Origin of the sequence: Nocardia sp. NPDC058244 (assembly GCF_042882065.1) — a bacterium.
Taxonomy (GTDB): domain Bacteria; phylum Actinomycetota; class Actinomycetes; order Mycobacteriales; family Mycobacteriaceae; genus Nocardia.
In genome coordinates, this window is the sequence record NZ_JBHVWX010000006.1 from 91,298 (window position 1) to 106,486 (window position 15,189).

Sequence of the window (15,189 nt, forward strand, 5' to 3'; positions counted from 1 at the left end):
TCAGTGAATTCCTTCGGCGAGCGGCCCGAGCGCGAGAGCGGGCAGGAAGGTGAGCGCGACCAGGATCACGGTCACGCCGACGACCATGCCGACGAACTGCGGCCGGTGCGTCGGCAACGTGCCGATCGACGCGGGAGTGGTGCCCTGCTGGGCCAGCGCACCGGCCAGCGCCAGCACGAAGATGATCGGCAGGAACCGGCCGAACACCATCGCCAGGCCGAGCGCGGTGTTGAACCACTCGGTGTTGCCGGTGAGACCGGCGAAGGCGGAACCGTTGTTGTTGGCCGCGGAGGTGAAGGCGTACAGCACTTCCGAGAGGCCGTGCGGGCCACTGTTGAGCATGCTCGCGCGCTGGCCCGGCAGGGCCATGGCGACAGCGGTACCGATCAGCACGATCAGCGGGCTCACCAGGAAATACGAAGCGGCCAGCTTGATCTCGCGCGGGGTGATCTTCTTGCCCAGGTACTCCGGTGTGCGACCGACCATCAGGCCCGCGACGAACACCGTGATCACGGCGAGGATCAGCATGCCGTACAGACCGGAGCCGACACCACCGGGCGCCACCTCACCCAGCTGCATGTTGAACATCGTCATCATGCCGCCGAGGCTGGTGTAGGAGTCGTGGAACGAGTTCACCGCACCGGTCGAGGTGAGGGTGGTCGACGCCGCGAAACTGGCCGAATTCGCCACGCCGAAGCGGGTTTCCACGCCCTCCATGGACGCGCCGATCGCGGTCGGCACCGTGCCGTGGTGCTGCAGCTGGAACAGGTTGGTCAGCCCGATGCTGACCAGCGCGATCGTGCCCATCACCGCCACGATCGCGTAGCCCTGCTTGGTGCTGCCGACCATCCGGCCGAACGTGCGCGGCAGCGAGAAGGCGATCACCATCAGCAGGAAGATCTCCAGGAAGTTCGTCCAGGTGCTCGCGTTCTCGAACGGGTGCGCGGAGTTGGCGTTGTAGAAGCCGCCGCCGTTGGTGCCCAGTTCCTTGATGACCTCCTGGCTGGCGACCGGCCCGCCGGTGAGCGTCTGCGGGGCGCCGCCGATGGTCTGGGCGACCTGATCGTGCAGGTGGAAGTTCTGGATGACCCCACCGGCGATCAGCACGATCGCGAAGACGAACGCGATCGGCAGCAGGATCCGCAGGGTGCCGCGCACCAGGTCGACCCAGAAGTTGCCGAGCTCACCGGTGTGGCGGCGGGCGAAGCCGCGCACCAGCGCCACCGCCACCGCCATGCCCACGGCCGCGGAGACGAAGTTCTGCACCGCCAGCCCGGCCATCTGCACCAGGTGCCCCTGGGTGGACTCGCCGGAGTAGTTCTGCCAGTTCGTGTTGGTGACGAAGCTGACCGCGGTGTTCCAGGCCAGCGCCGGGGTCATCTCGGTGCCGGGGTCGTTCAGGTGCAGCGGCAGCGCGCCCTGCGCCAGCTGGAAGAAGAACAGGAACAGGATGCTCACCGCCGAGAACGCCAGCACGCTGCGGGCGTAGATCGGCCAGGTCTGCTCGACCTCGGGTTTCGCGCCGATGGCGCGGTAGATCAGCCGCTCGGCGCGGGAGTGCTTGTCACTGCTGTAGACCCGGTACATGTAGTCGCCGAGCGGCACATGCACCAGGGCCAGCGTGATCACCAGGGCCGCGACGAACGCGATCCCCGCTGTTGTCGTGTTCACCTAGAACCTCTCGGGGAAGAGCAGCGCCGCGACCATGTACACGGCGACGAGGACGGCCAGAGCCAGACCGACAAGGTTCGCGATCACAGCTTCTCCACCCCCCGCTGGATCACGCCCAGCAGCGCGAAGATCGCCACGGTGAGCACCGTGAACACCACGACAGACATTTCCAACCTCCTTGCGCTCCGAGGTGGAGCGCCAAGGTGAGTGAAACGCCGGAACGGGACGCGGCGTGGGTTCCTTACGACTCCTTAGCGCCGGGCGGCGCGGCCTTTACGGCCTGTTGACGCGGGGGCGCCCCGATCGGGTGTGCGGAAGCCGTCAAGGCCGGGGCCAAAGCCGTCAACACCCCGTAAAGATCGAGATCGGGCGACGAACACGCGGTGAGAATGGGGCTCCGGCCGGCGACGGACGCCGCCGGGCCCCTGTTCACGGAAAGTGAGATCGCGGTGTCTGTTGTGACCCTTGCGGTGATCCTCGGTTTCGTCGGATCGCTGCTGTTGATCCGTGTGCTCGGCAGGTTGAACACCTCGCACGCGCCGATGGTGACCGTCGGTGTGTTGCCGGTGCGCTCGCCTGCCCCGGCCCGCCGACCCGCGATGATGGACTGGTGAAACGCGGACAACTGCGCATCTACCTCGGTGCGGCGCCGGGCGTCGGCAAGACCTACGCCATGCTCGGCGAAGCGCACCGGCGGCTGGAACGCGGCCGCGATGTGGTCGCCGCCGTCGTCGAGACGCACGGCCGGAAGAAGACCGCCGACCTGCTCGACGGCATCGAGCGGATTCCGCTCAAGACGGTCGTCTACCGGGGGACGCAGCTGCCCGAACTCGACGTCGACGCGGTGCTGGCCCGCAGACCCGCGGTGGTGCTCGTCGACGAGTTGGCGCACACCAACGTGCCGGGCAGCGTGCACGAGAAGCGCTGGCAGGATGTGGAACAGCTGCTCGACGCGGGCATCGACGTCATCTCGACGGTGAACGTGCAGCACCTGGAGAGCCTCAACGACGTCGTCGCGCAGATCACCGGAATCGAGCAGCGCGAGACCGTGCCCGACGCGGTGGTGCGGGCCGCCGACCAGGTGGAACTGGTCGACCTCACCCCGGAGGCGTTGCGGCGCAGGCTCTCCCACGGCAACGTCTACGCCGCCGACAAGGTCGACGCGGCGCTGCGCAACTACTTCCGCCCCGGCAATCTGACCGCGCTGCGCGAACTCGCGCTGCTGTGGCTGGCCGACCAGGTGGACGCGGCGCTGGCCAAGTACCGGGCCGACCACAAGATCACCGAGCTGTGGGAGGCCCGCGAACGCGTGGTCGTGGCGGTCACCGGCGGCCGGGAATCGGAGACCGTCGTGCGCCGGGCCGGGCGGATCGCGTCGAAGGCCAGCGCCGATCTGGTCGTCGTGCACGTGGTGCGCGGTGACGGGCTGGCCGGGGTCTCGACCGAGCGGATGGCGACCCTGCGCGAACTCGCCGCCGGTCTGGACGCCTCGCTGCACACCGTCACCGGTGACGACGTGCCCACCGCGCTGCTCGAATTCGCCCGCGAGGTCAACGCCACCCAGCTGGTACTGGGCACCTCGCGGCGCTCCCGGTGGGCGCGAATCCTCGACGAGGGCATCGGCTCCACCGTGGTGCAGCGCTCCGGCAAGATCGACGTCCACATGGTGACGCACGAGGAAGCCAACCGCGGCGTCCGCAAAGCGTGGCTGCGCCCGCGCAGGCCGGTGACGGCCTGGCTGGCCGCGATCGTCGTGCCGGTGCTGGTGAGCCTGGTGTGCGGGCTGCTCCTCGACGGCTGGCTGCAGCTGGGCGGGCTCAGTGCCATGTTCTTCATCGGGGTGGTGGCGGTGGCGCTGTTCGGCGGCGTGGTGCCCGCCGGGCTGTCGGCGCTGCTGTCGGGCCTGCTGCTGAACTGGTACTTCACCGATCCCCGCTACAGCTTCACCATCGCCGAGCCGGACAACTTCGTCACCGTAGTGGTCTTGCTCATCGTCGCGGTGGCCGTGGCGGCCCTGGTCGATGTCGCGGCCAAGCGGACGCTGCAGGCGCGCAAGGCCTCGCGCGAGGCGGAGCTGCTGACGATGTTCGCCGGCTCGGTCCTGCACGGCGCCGATCTGCCGAATCTGCTCGAGCAGGTCCGCGAGACCTACGGGCAGCGCGCGGTCAGCGTGCAGTGCGGTGAGCAGATCGTCGCCTCCGTCGGGGTCGACCCGCCCGCCAGGGCATCCGACGCCGACACCGTGATCGAGGCGGGCGACGCGCTGAGCCACCTGCTGCTCGCGGGCCGGGCGATCGATTCCTCCGACCGCCCCGTGCTCAACGCGGTGGCCAACCAGGCCGTCGGGCTGGTGCGGCAGGCCGAGCTGGCGGAAGAGGCCAGTGCGGCGGCCGCGTTGCTCGAGGCCGACCGGCTGCGCCGGGCGCTGCTGTCGGCCGTGAGCCATGATCTGCGCACCCCGCTGGCCGGAGCGAAGGCGGCGGTGTCGAGCTTGCGCAGCGACGATATCGAGTTCTCGGCCGAGGACACCGGCGAACTGCTGGAGGCGATCGAGGAGTCCGTCGACCAGCTGACCGCGCTGGTCGGCAATCTGCTCGACTCGTCGCGGATCGCGGTCGGTGTCGTCACCCCGCAGCTGCGGCAGGTCTACATGGACGAGGCGGTGCATCGTGCGCTGGTCAGCGTCGGGATGGGTACCCGCGGCCTGCGGCGCGCGGCGATGGACCGGGTGAAGGTGGAGGTCGGGGAGGTCTCGGTACTGGCGGACCTCGGTCTGCTCGAACGCGTGCTGGCGAATCTGATCGACAACGCGCTGCGCCACTCCGGTCGCGATACACCGGTACGAGTCACCGCCGAACATGACGGCGACCGGGTCTCGATCGCCGTCGTCGACGTCGGGCCCGGCGTCCCCGCAGGCACCGAGGAGCAGCTGTTCGAACCCTTCCAGCGCCTAGGGGACCGCGACAACACCACCGGCGTCGGCCTTGGTCTGTCGGTGGTCCGCGGCTTCGTCGAAGCGATGGGCGGCACCGTCCACGCCGAGCCGACCCCCGGCGGCGGGCTGACGATGCTCGTCGACCTGCCGTCGGGCACCAGCGCCGCGCCGACGACGGACGATGACAGCGCGCCCGAATCCGACGAGACTGACCGATGACCGCATCGGCAGTCGCTCCAGCTCGGGTCGGGACGCCCGGCCACAACTCAGGAACGGTGATGACGGACAAGAATCAGGCTCCTGCGGCCACCAAGGTGCTGGTGGTCGACGACGAGCCACAGATCGTGCGGGCCTTGCGGATCAATCTGTCGGTGCGCGGGTACGAGGTGATCACCGCGGGCAACGGTGCGGCCGCGCTGCGTGCCGCCGCCGAACGGCACCCCGACGTCATCGTGCTCGACCTGGGCCTGCCCGATATGGACGGCATCGAGGTGCTGGCCGGTTTGCGCGGCTGGACCTCGGCGCCGGTGCTGGTGCTCTCGGCGCGCACCGACTCCGCCGACAAGGTCGAAGCGCTCGACGCGGGCGCCGACGACTACGTCACCAAGCCGTTCGGCATGGACGAACTGCTGGCCCGGCTGCGCGCCGCGGTCCGGCGCGGCGCGACCGAGGTCGACAGCGTCGACCCGGTGGTGGTCACCGATTCGTTCACCGTCGATCTGGTCGCCAAGAAGGTCACCAAGCGGGGCGAGCCGGTGCACCTGACCCCCACCGAGTGGGGGATGCTCGAGATGCTGGTCCGCAATCGCGGAAAACTGGTGGGCCGCAAGGAACTCCTGCGCGAGGTGTGGGGGCCCGCCTATGCCACCGAGACCCACTACCTGCGGGTCTACCTCGCGCAGCTGCGCCGCAAACTCGAGGACGACCCGGCCAACCCCCGGCACCTGCTGACCGAGGCGGGTATGGGGTACCGCTTCCAGGAATGAGGGGTGCCGCGGGTCACCCCGCCGGAATGCCGCCGCGCACGCAGGCGTTCCCAGGCGTGAATCGTCCGCGACGTGAATGGCAGGATCTAGGCATGGCTGAGCAGAACGCACCCGTGACCACCGCACCCACCGAGCTGTGGGTCGAGCGCACCGGAACCAGGGCCTACACCGGGCGCAGCAACCGCGGCGCCGAGGTACTGATCGCCTCGCAGGGTGTGGAAGGCGCGTTCACCCCCGGTGAGCTGCTGAAGATCGCGCTGGCCGCCTGCACCGGCCTCAGCTCCGACCTGCCGCTCTCGCGCCGCCTCGGCGACGACTTCGACGCCACCATCCGCGTCTCCGGCGACGCCGACCGCGAGAACGAGCTGTACCCGCAGCTCGACGAGGTCCTCGAGCTGGACCTGTCCGAACTCGACGAGGCCGCGCGCGAGCGACTACTGGTCACCGTGCAGCGGGCCGTCGACAAGGTGTGCACCGTGGGCCGCACCCTCAAGGCGGGCACCAAGGTGACGCTGAACTTCGATATCGACGCATGAGCGAGGGGCCGCAGCGGCTCAGCGCGTGGGTGCACGGGATGGTGCAGGGGGTGGGTTTCCGCTGGTGGACCCGCTCGCGCGCACTGGAACTCGGGCTCACCGGCTATGCCCGCAACCACAGCGACGGGCGGGTGCACGTGGTCGCCGAAGGACCGCGAACGGCGGGCGCGAAGCTGCTGGACCTGCTACGGTCCGGCCAGGCGCCTGGTCGGGTCGACCTGGTTGTGGAAAGCTGGGAGCCCGCGCGGGGCGACATGACGGGATTCGAGGAGCGCTAGTGGTGACTTCGGGGGCTAGGGGGCGGCAGCGGTGAGCACACAGAACCCTGGTCCGCCCGATGAGCCGCCTGCGCGCGGCTCCGGACGCTCGCCCCACCAGCCACCGGACCCCGGTGCGGGCTGGACACCGCCCGACCCCGGTGCGGGCTGGCCGCCGATGCCGCAGCAGCCGCCGGAACCGCCGGCGAACGAGCAGGCGCGGCCCGGCCGGATGGCCAGGCAGGAACCCGGGGTCACCCAGCCCCGCCCGCCGACGGTCGGCGAGGCACGGGCGCGCGACAAGGCGCGCAAGCAGGCCGAACAGGCCCAGCGCGCCGCCGCCGAGGCCGCGGAAGCCAAGCGGCGCACCAGGAAACGGGTGATGATCGGCGGTGTCGCCGTCGTCGGTGTCGCCGCCCTGGTCGGCGGTGGCTATCTGGCCTACCGCGCCATCTCGGCGCCGGATCAGGTGACCGCGTCCTGCGTGCAGATCGACCAGAACGGCAACGAGGTCGTCGTCGCCGACGAGTACTGCGGTAACGGCAAATCCAACTTCCGCAGCGACACCAGCCACGGCGGCGCGGGCAGCCTGATCCTGCTCGGCTGGCCGCAGTACCGCTACCACTACGGCGGCACCCCCACCATCGGCAAGCCGCCCAGCGGCGGCAGCTCGGTGAAGCCGCGCAACGCCACCGTCACCACCAAGAGCGGCACCACGATCCAGCGTGGCGGGCTCGGCAGCAAGTCCACCGGCGGGAGCGGGTCCTAGTGCGGCGGGTGGCGAGTACGCCGCGTCCGGGCTGGCAGCAGATCATCGAGAGTCAGGGACTGGTCTACGGCGCGCCCGGCCGCGATGCCAGCGGTCAGCCGCGCCCGTACTGGGACGAGTCGGTGCACTACGAGTTCTCGATGGACGAGATCCTCGCGCTGGAAGCCGATGTGGAACTGCTGCAGTCGATGTGCCTGCACGCGGCCGAGCACGTGGTCCTCACCGAGCGCTACGCCGATTTCGGCCTGCCCGAATGGAGCTGGGGGCCGATCGCCGAATCCTGGCGGCGCAGTGACCCGTACGTCTACGGCCGCTTCGACCTGCGTTACGACGCGCGCCGACCGGCCAAACTGCTCGAGTACAACGCCGACACCCCGACCTCGCTGCTCGAGGCCGCGATCATCCAGTGGCACTGGTTGCAGCAGGTGTATCCCGGTGGCGACCAGTGGAATTCGCTGCACGAGAAGCTGGTGGAGCGCTGGACCGAGCTGCGCGGCGTGCTGCCCGGCACCGAGCTGCACTTCACCTGGTCGGGCGCGGACGCGACCGGCGAGGACAACGTGACCACCGCCTACATGCAGGAGACCGCCGCCGAGGCGGGCTTCGACACGGTCGCGCTGCCGATCGAGGAGATCGGCTTCGACACCGAACTGCACCGGTTCGTCGATCTGGCCGAGGCGCCGATCGAGGCGGCCTTCAAGCTGTACCCGTGGGAGTGGATCCTCGACGACGACTTCGGCAAGCGCGTGGTCGAGAGCCTGCCCGCCACCGCCTGGGTCGAACCGCTGTGGACCACGCTGCTCAGCAACAAGGCGCTGCTGGCGGTGCTCTGGGAGATGTATCCCGGCCACCCGAACCTGCTGCCCGCCTACCTCGACAGCCCGCACGAGCTCACCGAGTACATCCGCAAGCCCAAGCTCGGCCGCGAGGGCGCCAACATGACCATCGTCGGTCCCGGCATGGAGACCGCGACCGGCGGCGTCTACGGCGCCGAGGGCTTCGTCTACCAATTGCTCGATCCGCTCCCGGAATTCGACGGCATGCGCCCGGTGCTCGGCGCCTGGGTCGTCGGTGACACGGCGGCGGGCCTCGGCATCCGGGAGACGGCGGGCCTGATCACCGACGACGGCGCCGCCTTCGTCCCGCACCGCATCGTCGACTGACCGTGACCACACAACACTGTTCGAAAGGACCACGATGACCGCCCTCGCCCTGGAATCGGGTTATTGGAGCGCGCTCGGTGAAGGCGTCGGCGCCATCATCCTGTACTGCCTCATCGGTCTCGCGCTGATGCTGATCGGCTTCTTCGCCATCGACCTGACCACGCCCGGCAAGCTGCGCGACCTCGTCGTCGCGGGCAAGCCGAACGCGCTGATCGTGTCCGCGGCGGGGATGGTCAGCATGGCGTTCATCGTCGTGTTCGCGGTGCTGGCCACCGGCGGGGTGAACAAGCTGTCCGAGGGGCTGATCGCCGCGGTCGTGTACGGCCTGGTCGGCATCATCGCGCAGGTGGTCTCGGTGCGGGTGATCGAGAAGGTCACCGGCATCGACATCGGCCGCACGCTGCATTCCGACACCTACACCCCCGAGGTGCTGGTGGTCGCCGCCGCGCACTTCGCCCTGGGTCTGGTGGTGGCGTTCGCCATCCTGTGACCGGCGCCGCGGTTGACATCACACAGTGGAGGGTGGAGGCTGGAAACAGCTGTCCACTGTGGTTGGTGAACGAGAGGATGTCGGGATGGACATCACCCCAGGCACACGCGCGTCCGATGCCGAGCGCAACGCCATCGTCGCGCAGCTGAGCACCCATCTCGCCGACGGCAGGCTCGACCTCACCGAATACGACCAGCGCGTCGCCAAGGTCTACGCGACCGCCACCCGCGACGAGCTCGCCGTCGTGCTGTCGGACCTGCCGCAGCTGACCACGCAGCAGCAGGCGAGCGCGCCCGCCGAGAAGAAGGGCGCGCGGATCCCGGTCTGGCAGCGCATCGAGGCGGGCAGCTGGCTCGGCGTCAGCCTGATCGTGGTGGTCATCTGGGGTCTGATCTCGTTGAGCGCGGGCGAGCTCACGTATTTCTGGCCGATGTGGGTCATCGGCCCGTGGGGCGCTGTCCTGGTCTTCCGCGTCCTCACCGGCTGGGAAGCCACGCCGGGCACCCAGACCCACCTGCGCCAGCTCGAGAAGCATATGAAGCACGTCCAGCACATGGACCCGCACAACCCGGATCGCCCGCACCGGGGCTGAGCGCTCGGCGGCCCGGTGGCCGCCCCACGGCCCGGATCGCCCGCACTGCCGCAGAGCAGCCGGTAGCGACGGGTATGCTCACGCGAGCACACGGGTATCTCGTCGGGAACGGGCTACCGCAACCCGATACCGACCGCCAGCCGCATGCGCCGATTTCCTCGCGCTCGAGTCTGGCCTGATCGCGGAGAGGCGGGCCGGCCTTGCATCTCAAGAGCTTGACCCTCAAAGGGTTCAAGTCCTTCGCTTCCGCGACCACGCTGCGCTTCGAACCGGGGATCACCTGTGTCGTCGGGCCGAACGGGTCCGGGAAATCCAATGTCGTGGACGCGCTCACCTGGGTGATGGGTGAGCAGGGTGCCAAGGCGTTGCGGGGCGGCAAGATGCAGGACGTCATCTTCGCCGGCACCACCGGTCGCGCCCCGCTCGGCCGCGCCGAGGTGACGCTGACGATCGACAACTCCGACGGCGCGCTGCCGATCGACTACGCCGAGGTATCGATCACCCGGCGGATGTTCCGTGACGGCGCGGGCGAGTACGAGATCAACGGCAGCAGCTGCCGGCTGATGGACGTGCAGGAACTGCTGTCGGACTCCGGTATCGGCCGCGAGATGCACGTCATCGTGGGGCAGGGCCAGCTCTCGGCGATCCTGGAGTCGCGCCCGGAGGACCGGCGCGCGTTCGTCGAGGAGGCCGCGGGTGTGCTCAAGCACCGGCGGCGCAAGGAGAAGGCCGTCCGCAAGCTCGACGCGATGCAGGCCAACCTCGCCCGGCTCACCGACCTCACCACCGAACTGCGCCGCCAGCTCAAGCCGCTCGGCAGGCAGGCCGAGGTGGCGCGGCGGGCGCAGACCGTGCAGGCCGACCTGCGCGATGCCCGGCTGCGGCTGGCCGCCGACGATCTGGTGACCCGGCGCGGCGAGCTGCAGTCCCAGCTCAGCAAGGAGGCCTACGCCCGCGAGCAGCAGATCACCGTGCAGACCGAGCTCGACGCCGCCAATGCCGCGCTCGCGCAGCAGGAGTTCCAGCTCTCCCGGCTGAGCCCCAGCGCCGAGGCCGCCGCGCAGACCTGGTTCCAGCTGTCCGCGCTGGCCGAGCGGGTCAACGCCACCATCCGCATCGCCGGTGACCGGGCGCGGCACCTGCACACCGAGACGCCGGTCGGTACCGGCCGTGACCCCGAGCAGCTCGAGGCCGAGGCCGACCGGATCGAGGCCGAGGAAGCCGAGCTGCGCTACGCGGTGGAGATGGCCGCCGAAACGCTCGAAGCCGCCAGGGAGGCGCTCGCCGACCGCGAGCACGCCGCCAAGGCCGCCGAGCAGGCGCATCTGGCCGCCGTGCGCGCCATCGCCGATCGGCGCGAGGGGCTGGCCCGGCTCGCGGGCCAGGTCGAGAACCTGCGCACGAAGTCGCAATCGGTGGACGCCGAGATCGCCCGGCTCTCGGTCGCCATCGCCGACGCCCGCCATCGCGGCGAGGCCGCCCAGGTCGAATACGACGCGGTGCAGGACGAACTCGGCGAACTGGACGCGGGGGAGAAGGGCCTCGACGCCCAGCACGAGCACGCCGTCGCCGCCCTGGCACTGGCCGACGAACGCGTGCGGGAGCTGCGTGAACACGACCGCGAGGCGAGCAAGCTGGTGGCCCGGCTCGGCGCCCGCATCGAGGCGCTCGGGATGAACCTGGCCCGCAAGGACGGCGCGGCCTGGCTGCTCGAGCACGGGGTCAGCGGCCTCGGTGACCGGCTCTCGGCGCAGCTGCGGGTCGACGGCGGTTTCGAGGCCGCGGTCGCCGCGCTGCTCGGCCCGCTGGCCGACGCGATCACCGCCGAGACCCCGACCGCCGCCGACGCCGCCGTGCGCGAGCTGCGCTCCGGCGACGGTGGCCGGGTCGCCTTCGTCTTCGCCACCGCCGGACTGGTTCCCACCGAACGCGGCGGCCTGCCGTCGGGAGCGCGCTGGCTGGCCGAGGTCGTCGACGGCGCCGAGGCGGTGCGCCCCGCGCTGGCGGCGCTCACCGCGGGGGTGGTGGTCGTCGACGATCTGGCGACCGCCACCGAACTCGTCGCGCTGCGTCCCGAACTGCGCGTGGTCACCCGCGACGGCGATCTGGCCGGGTCGGGCTGGATCGTCGGTGGCTCGGAGCGGATGCCGAGCCAGCTCGAGGTGCAGGCCGAGATCGATACCGCCACCGCCGAATTGGCGGCCGCGCAGCGCCGGGCCGAGGAGCTGGAAGCGGCGCTGGCCGGCGCGCTGGCCGAGCAAACCGACCGCAAGGACGCCGCCGACCACGCGCTGATGGCGCTGCACGAATCCGACCAGGCGCTGCTGGCGATCTACGACCGGCTGGCCCGGGTCGGCCAGACCGCGCGGTCGGCGCAGACCGAGGGCGAGCGCCTGGCGACCCAGCGCGCCGACGCCGAGGCGGCCAGGGAGAAGTCGCTGGCGTCCCTCGCCGAGCTCGAGGACCGGCTGCGCCACGCCGAGATGGAACACGACGGCGGCGACGACAGCTACGGCGCCGCGGGCACCGAGACCGCGGGCCGCGAACGCGAGGAGGCCGCGGCCGCCCTCGCCGAGGCCCGCACCATGGAGGTCGAGGCCAGGCTGGCCGTGCGCACCGCCGAGGAACGCGCGGAATCGGTCCGCGGCAAGGCGGATTCGCTGCGCCGGGCCGCCCGCGCCGAGCGCGAGGCCAGGGCCAGGGCCGAACGGGCACAGGCCGCGCGCCGCCAGGCCGCCGCGGTGGCCGCCGCGGTCGCGGAGTCGGGCGCGAAGATCGCGCACGAGCTCGAGCGGGTCGTGGCCGCCGCCGCGGCCCGGCGCGACGAGCTGGTCCGGCGCCGGGGTGAATGCGCCGCCGCGCTCGAGCAGGTGAAGGAGCGGGCGCGGGCGCTGACCACCCAGCTGGCCCAGCTCACCGACGCCGTGCACCGCGACGAGGTCGCCAAAGCCCAAGCGGCGCTGCGCATCGAACAGCTGGAGACGACCATCGCCGAGCAGTTCGGCATCGCGCTGGCCGATCTCGTCGCCGAATACGGACCCGATGTCCCGCTGCCGCCCTCGGCGCTGGAGATGCAGGAGTACGAGGCCGCCAAGGAACGCGGCGAGCAGGTCAGCGCGCCGCAGCCGATGCCCTACGACCGGGCCTCCCAGGAGCGCCGCGCCAAACGCGCCGAGAAGGACCTCACCACCCTCGGCAAGGTGAATCCGCTCGCGCTGGAGGAGTTCGCGGCGCTCGAGGAGCGCTACAACTTCCTCGCCACCCAGCTCGAAGACGTCAAGAACGCGCGCAAGGACCTGCTCGACGTGGTCGCCGAGGTCGACGCGCGCATCCTGCAGGTGTTCACCGAGGCCTACGCCGACGTGGAGCGGGAGTTCGTCGGCGTCTTCGCCAAGCTGTTCCCCGGTGGCGAGGGCAGGCTCGTGCTCACCGACCCCTCCGACATGCTCACCACCGGCATCGAGGTGGAGGCCAGGCCGCCGGGCAAGAAGGTCAAGCGGCTGTCGCTGCTCTCCGGTGGCGAGAAGTCGCTGACCGCGGTCGCCCTGCTGGTCAGCATCTTCCGGGCGCGGCCGTCCCCGTTCTATGTGATGGACGAGGTCGAGGCCGCCCTGGACGACACCAACCTGCGCAGGCTCATCGGCCTGTTCGAGCAGCTGCGGGAGAAGAGCCAGCTGATCGTCATCACCCACCAGAAGCCGACTATGGAGATCGCCGACGCGCTCTACGGCGTGAGCATGCGCGGTGACGGCATCACCCAGGTGATCTCGCAGCGGTTGAACCGGGCCGAGGCGACCGATACCGATCCGGTGGGCGCTCCGGCGTAGCAGTCCCACTGTCCGGGATTGTGAAATGCCAACACATTTCATCGGTCGGGGCCGCTGTTAGCGTGCGACGGATGAAACGTGTTACAGCATCGCTGGTCGCCGGCATCGCGGCCGCGCTCCTCGCCCCGCTCCCCGTGGCGGGTGCCGACACCGGATCGTCGTCGCTGTCCGGTGGTGGTTCCTCCGGTGGTGGCTCGTCCTCGCTGTCGGGCAACAAGTCCGAGCTGCCGCCGTACGCGCAGTGGATCGGGGAGATCACGCCCGTCGTGGCCGAGGCCAAGACCTACCTCGCCGGCAGGCTGCCCGGCGCGACCAAGCCCGCGATCGTCTTCGACATCGACAACACGACGCTCGAGACGTCCTACAACGCGGGGCTGATCATCCCGGCGATCCAGCCCGTGCTCGACCTGGCCACCTGGGCGAAGCAGAACGGCGCGGCGATCATCTTCGTCACCGGCAGGCCCGCGCTGATCGGCGCCTACTCGCAGGCGAACCTGACCTCGGTGGGCTACCCGGTGGACGGGCTGTACGGCAGCGCGCCGACCACGCTGTCGGCGGGCAATGCCGGACTGGCCGAGTACAAGACGGCGAGCCGGGTCGATATCGAGAGCAAGGGCTACACGATCGTCGCGAATATCGGCAACAGCCCATCGGACCTGTCCGGCGGGCATGCCGAGCGCACCTTCAAGTTCCCGGATTACAACGGCGCGCTGAACTGATCCGCGCGGCGCCGGGTCCGCGCGGCGGCGGTGGTCAGCGCATCATCGGCCGCGCCGACGGCGAGCTGCCGAGCGCGACGGCGGTCGCCGCGGCCACGATCGCGAGTGCCGCGATCGTGGCCGTCGCGGTCCAGCCGAACCACTCGACCGCGGCCGCGCCGAAGGCGGTGCCGAGGCTGCCGCCCACGAAGTACACGATCATGTACGCGCTGTTGAAGCGGGCGGGCGAGGCCGGGTCGATGGCGAGCACGGTGCTCTGATTCGCGACCTGGGCGGCGAAGAGCCCGGCGTCGAACAGCGCGAGGCAGACGAGCGTGACCGCGGTGCTGCTCAGCGTGCCGCCCAGGACGAGCGCGGCGAATCCGGCCAGCGCGAGGCCGATCAGCAGGACCCGCCGCGGGCCGACCCGATCGGTCCACGCGCCCGCGACCCGCGTCGCCGCGATGCCCGACAGCCCGGCCAGGGCGTACAGGCCGATCCGTTCCGCCGAATACGCGAACGGCGGCTCGGCCAGCGCGACCGCGAGTCCGCTCCACACCGCGCAGAACGCGAAGAACCACAGCGCGCCCCGGATCGACGCGGTGCGCAGCGTGTCGTCGCGGGCCAGCAGGCGGGGCAGCGAACGCAGCGTCTCGAGGTAGCCGCGGTCGGTCGCGCCCCGCTCGCCGGGCAGTACCACCAGGCAACCGAGGGCGACGAAGCCGCAGGCGGCGGCGAAGGTCAGCTGCATTCCGCGCCAGCCGATCTCGTCGGCGAGCCACCCGCCGACGATCCGCCCGGCGAGGATCCCGGCGGAGATCCCCGCGGTCACGATGCCGAGGATCGTCGCGCGCCGATGCGGTGGCGCGAGCCGCCCCGCCACCGAACTGAGCCCGGCGCCCACCGCCGAACACGCGCCGACGACACCGATCACCAGCCCCAACTGCCACGCGCGCTCGACCGCCGCGCACACCGCCGACGCCCCGGCCAGCACCCCGAACTGCACCGCGAGCAGCCGCGCGGGCGAGAACCGGTCGACCAGCGGAACGAGCAGCCCGAGCCCGACCAGGTATCCGACCGGCCCGCACGCCAACGCGACACCCACCACCGCGATCCGCGCGTCGACCGAGTCCGCCACCCCGGCGATCGCGGGTTGCAGCGGATAGAGCGCCGCGGTCCCCAGCGCCGCGGCCAGCGACATGAACAACACGACGGAGCCACGCAGCGGGGTTCTGGGCAGCGTGGCGACAGCTTCAGCATTCACA

15 protein-coding genes are annotated in these 15,189 nt (G+C 70.7%); 11 read left to right on the forward strand and 4 right to left on the reverse strand.

The genetic code is table 11. The features are described from left to right. Genes kdpA through ACFVW6_RS19875 form a run of 3 tightly spaced genes read right to left on the reverse strand, consistent with a single transcriptional unit; the run spans nt 1 to nt 1,838 of the window. Nucleotides 1-1,671, reverse strand: a complete 1,671-nt coding sequence (gene kdpA / locus ACFVW6_RS19865) for a potassium-transporting ATPase subunit KdpA (RefSeq protein ID WP_378832165.1) — start codon at nt 1,669-1,671, stop codon at nt 1-3. Then, entirely contained in the window at nt 1,672-1,758 is an 87-nt protein-coding gene (locus ACFVW6_RS19870; RefSeq protein WP_110035905.1) for a potassium-transporting ATPase subunit F, read from the reverse strand. Next, complete coding sequence (locus ACFVW6_RS19875; RefSeq protein WP_110035904.1) at nt 1,755-1,838, reverse strand: potassium-transporting ATPase; 84 nt, start codon at nt 1,836-1,838, stop codon at nt 1,755-1,757. The genes ACFVW6_RS19870 and ACFVW6_RS19875 overlap by 4 nt, the downstream gene beginning before the upstream one ends. Nucleotides 1,839-2,120: 282 nt before the next feature. Here ACFVW6_RS19875 and ACFVW6_RS19880 point away from each other — a divergent pair, with 282 nt between their 5' ends. From ACFVW6_RS19880 to ACFVW6_RS19930, 11 genes are all read left to right on the forward strand, one after another. Continuing rightward, nucleotides 2,121-2,285: a hypothetical protein gene (locus tag ACFVW6_RS19880; RefSeq protein ID WP_355280474.1), complete on the forward strand. Its 165-nt coding sequence runs from the start codon at nt 2,121-2,123 to the stop codon at nt 2,283-2,285. Then, nucleotides 2,282-4,825: an ATP-binding protein gene (locus tag ACFVW6_RS19885; RefSeq protein ID WP_378832161.1), complete on the forward strand. Its 2,544-nt coding sequence runs from the start codon at nt 2,282-2,284 to the stop codon at nt 4,823-4,825. The genes ACFVW6_RS19880 and ACFVW6_RS19885 overlap by 4 nt, the downstream gene beginning before the upstream one ends. A 59-nt stretch (nt 4,826-4,884) precedes the next feature. Then, complete coding sequence (locus ACFVW6_RS19890; RefSeq protein ID WP_365007038.1) at nt 4,885-5,592, forward strand: response regulator; 708 nt, start codon at nt 4,885-4,887, stop codon at nt 5,590-5,592. Between the two features lie 92 nt (nt 5,593-5,684). Next, nucleotides 5,685-6,128: an OsmC family protein gene (locus tag ACFVW6_RS19895; protein ID WP_355280478.1), complete on the forward strand. Its 444-nt coding sequence runs from the start codon at nt 5,685-5,687 to the stop codon at nt 6,126-6,128. Next, nucleotides 6,125-6,406: an acylphosphatase gene (locus ACFVW6_RS19900; RefSeq protein ID WP_355280480.1), complete on the forward strand. Its 282-nt coding sequence runs from the start codon at nt 6,125-6,127 to the stop codon at nt 6,404-6,406. Before ACFVW6_RS19895 ends, ACFVW6_RS19900 begins: the two co-directional genes overlap by 4 nt. Before the next feature lie 211 nt (nt 6,407-6,617). Next, nucleotides 6,618-7,154 carry a hypothetical protein gene (locus ACFVW6_RS19905; protein ID WP_378832465.1) on the forward strand — a complete coding sequence of 179 codons (537 nt, stop codon included), beginning with the start codon at nt 6,618-6,620 and terminating at the stop codon, nt 7,152-7,154. Further along, complete coding sequence (locus ACFVW6_RS19910; RefSeq protein WP_357344357.1) at nt 7,154-8,317, forward strand: glutathionylspermidine synthase family protein; 1,164 nt, start codon at nt 7,154-7,156, stop codon at nt 8,315-8,317. Before ACFVW6_RS19905 ends, ACFVW6_RS19910 begins: the two co-directional genes overlap by 1 nt. A 34-nt stretch (nt 8,318-8,351) precedes the next feature. Further along, entirely contained in the window at nt 8,352-8,807 is a 456-nt protein-coding gene (locus tag ACFVW6_RS19915; protein ID WP_357344358.1) for a DUF350 domain-containing protein, read from the forward strand. Nucleotides 8,808-8,892: 85 nt separating this feature from the next. Beyond that, the gene (locus ACFVW6_RS19920; protein WP_378832154.1) at nt 8,893-9,399 is read left to right on the forward strand and encodes a DUF1707 domain-containing protein; all 507 of its coding nucleotides are present in this window, start codon (nt 8,893-8,895) and stop codon (nt 9,397-9,399) included. Between the two features lie 200 nt (nt 9,400-9,599). Further along, nucleotides 9,600-13,226 (forward strand): chromosome segregation protein SMC, encoded by a 3,627-nt coding sequence (smc, locus tag ACFVW6_RS19925; protein WP_378832152.1) that lies wholly within the window; start codon nt 9,600-9,602, stop codon nt 13,224-13,226. A 71-nt stretch (nt 13,227-13,297) separates the two neighbouring features. Further along, nucleotides 13,298-13,945, forward strand: a complete 648-nt coding sequence (locus ACFVW6_RS19930) for an HAD family acid phosphatase (protein ID WP_378832150.1) — start codon at nt 13,298-13,300, stop codon at nt 13,943-13,945. Nucleotides 13,946-13,979: 34 nt separating this feature from the next. Here ACFVW6_RS19930 and ACFVW6_RS19935 read toward each other — a convergent pair whose 3' ends face one another. After that, entirely contained in the window at nt 13,980-15,188 is a 1,209-nt protein-coding gene (locus ACFVW6_RS19935; RefSeq protein WP_378832147.1) for an MFS transporter, read from the reverse strand. Nucleotide 15,189 lies beyond the last annotated feature (1 nt).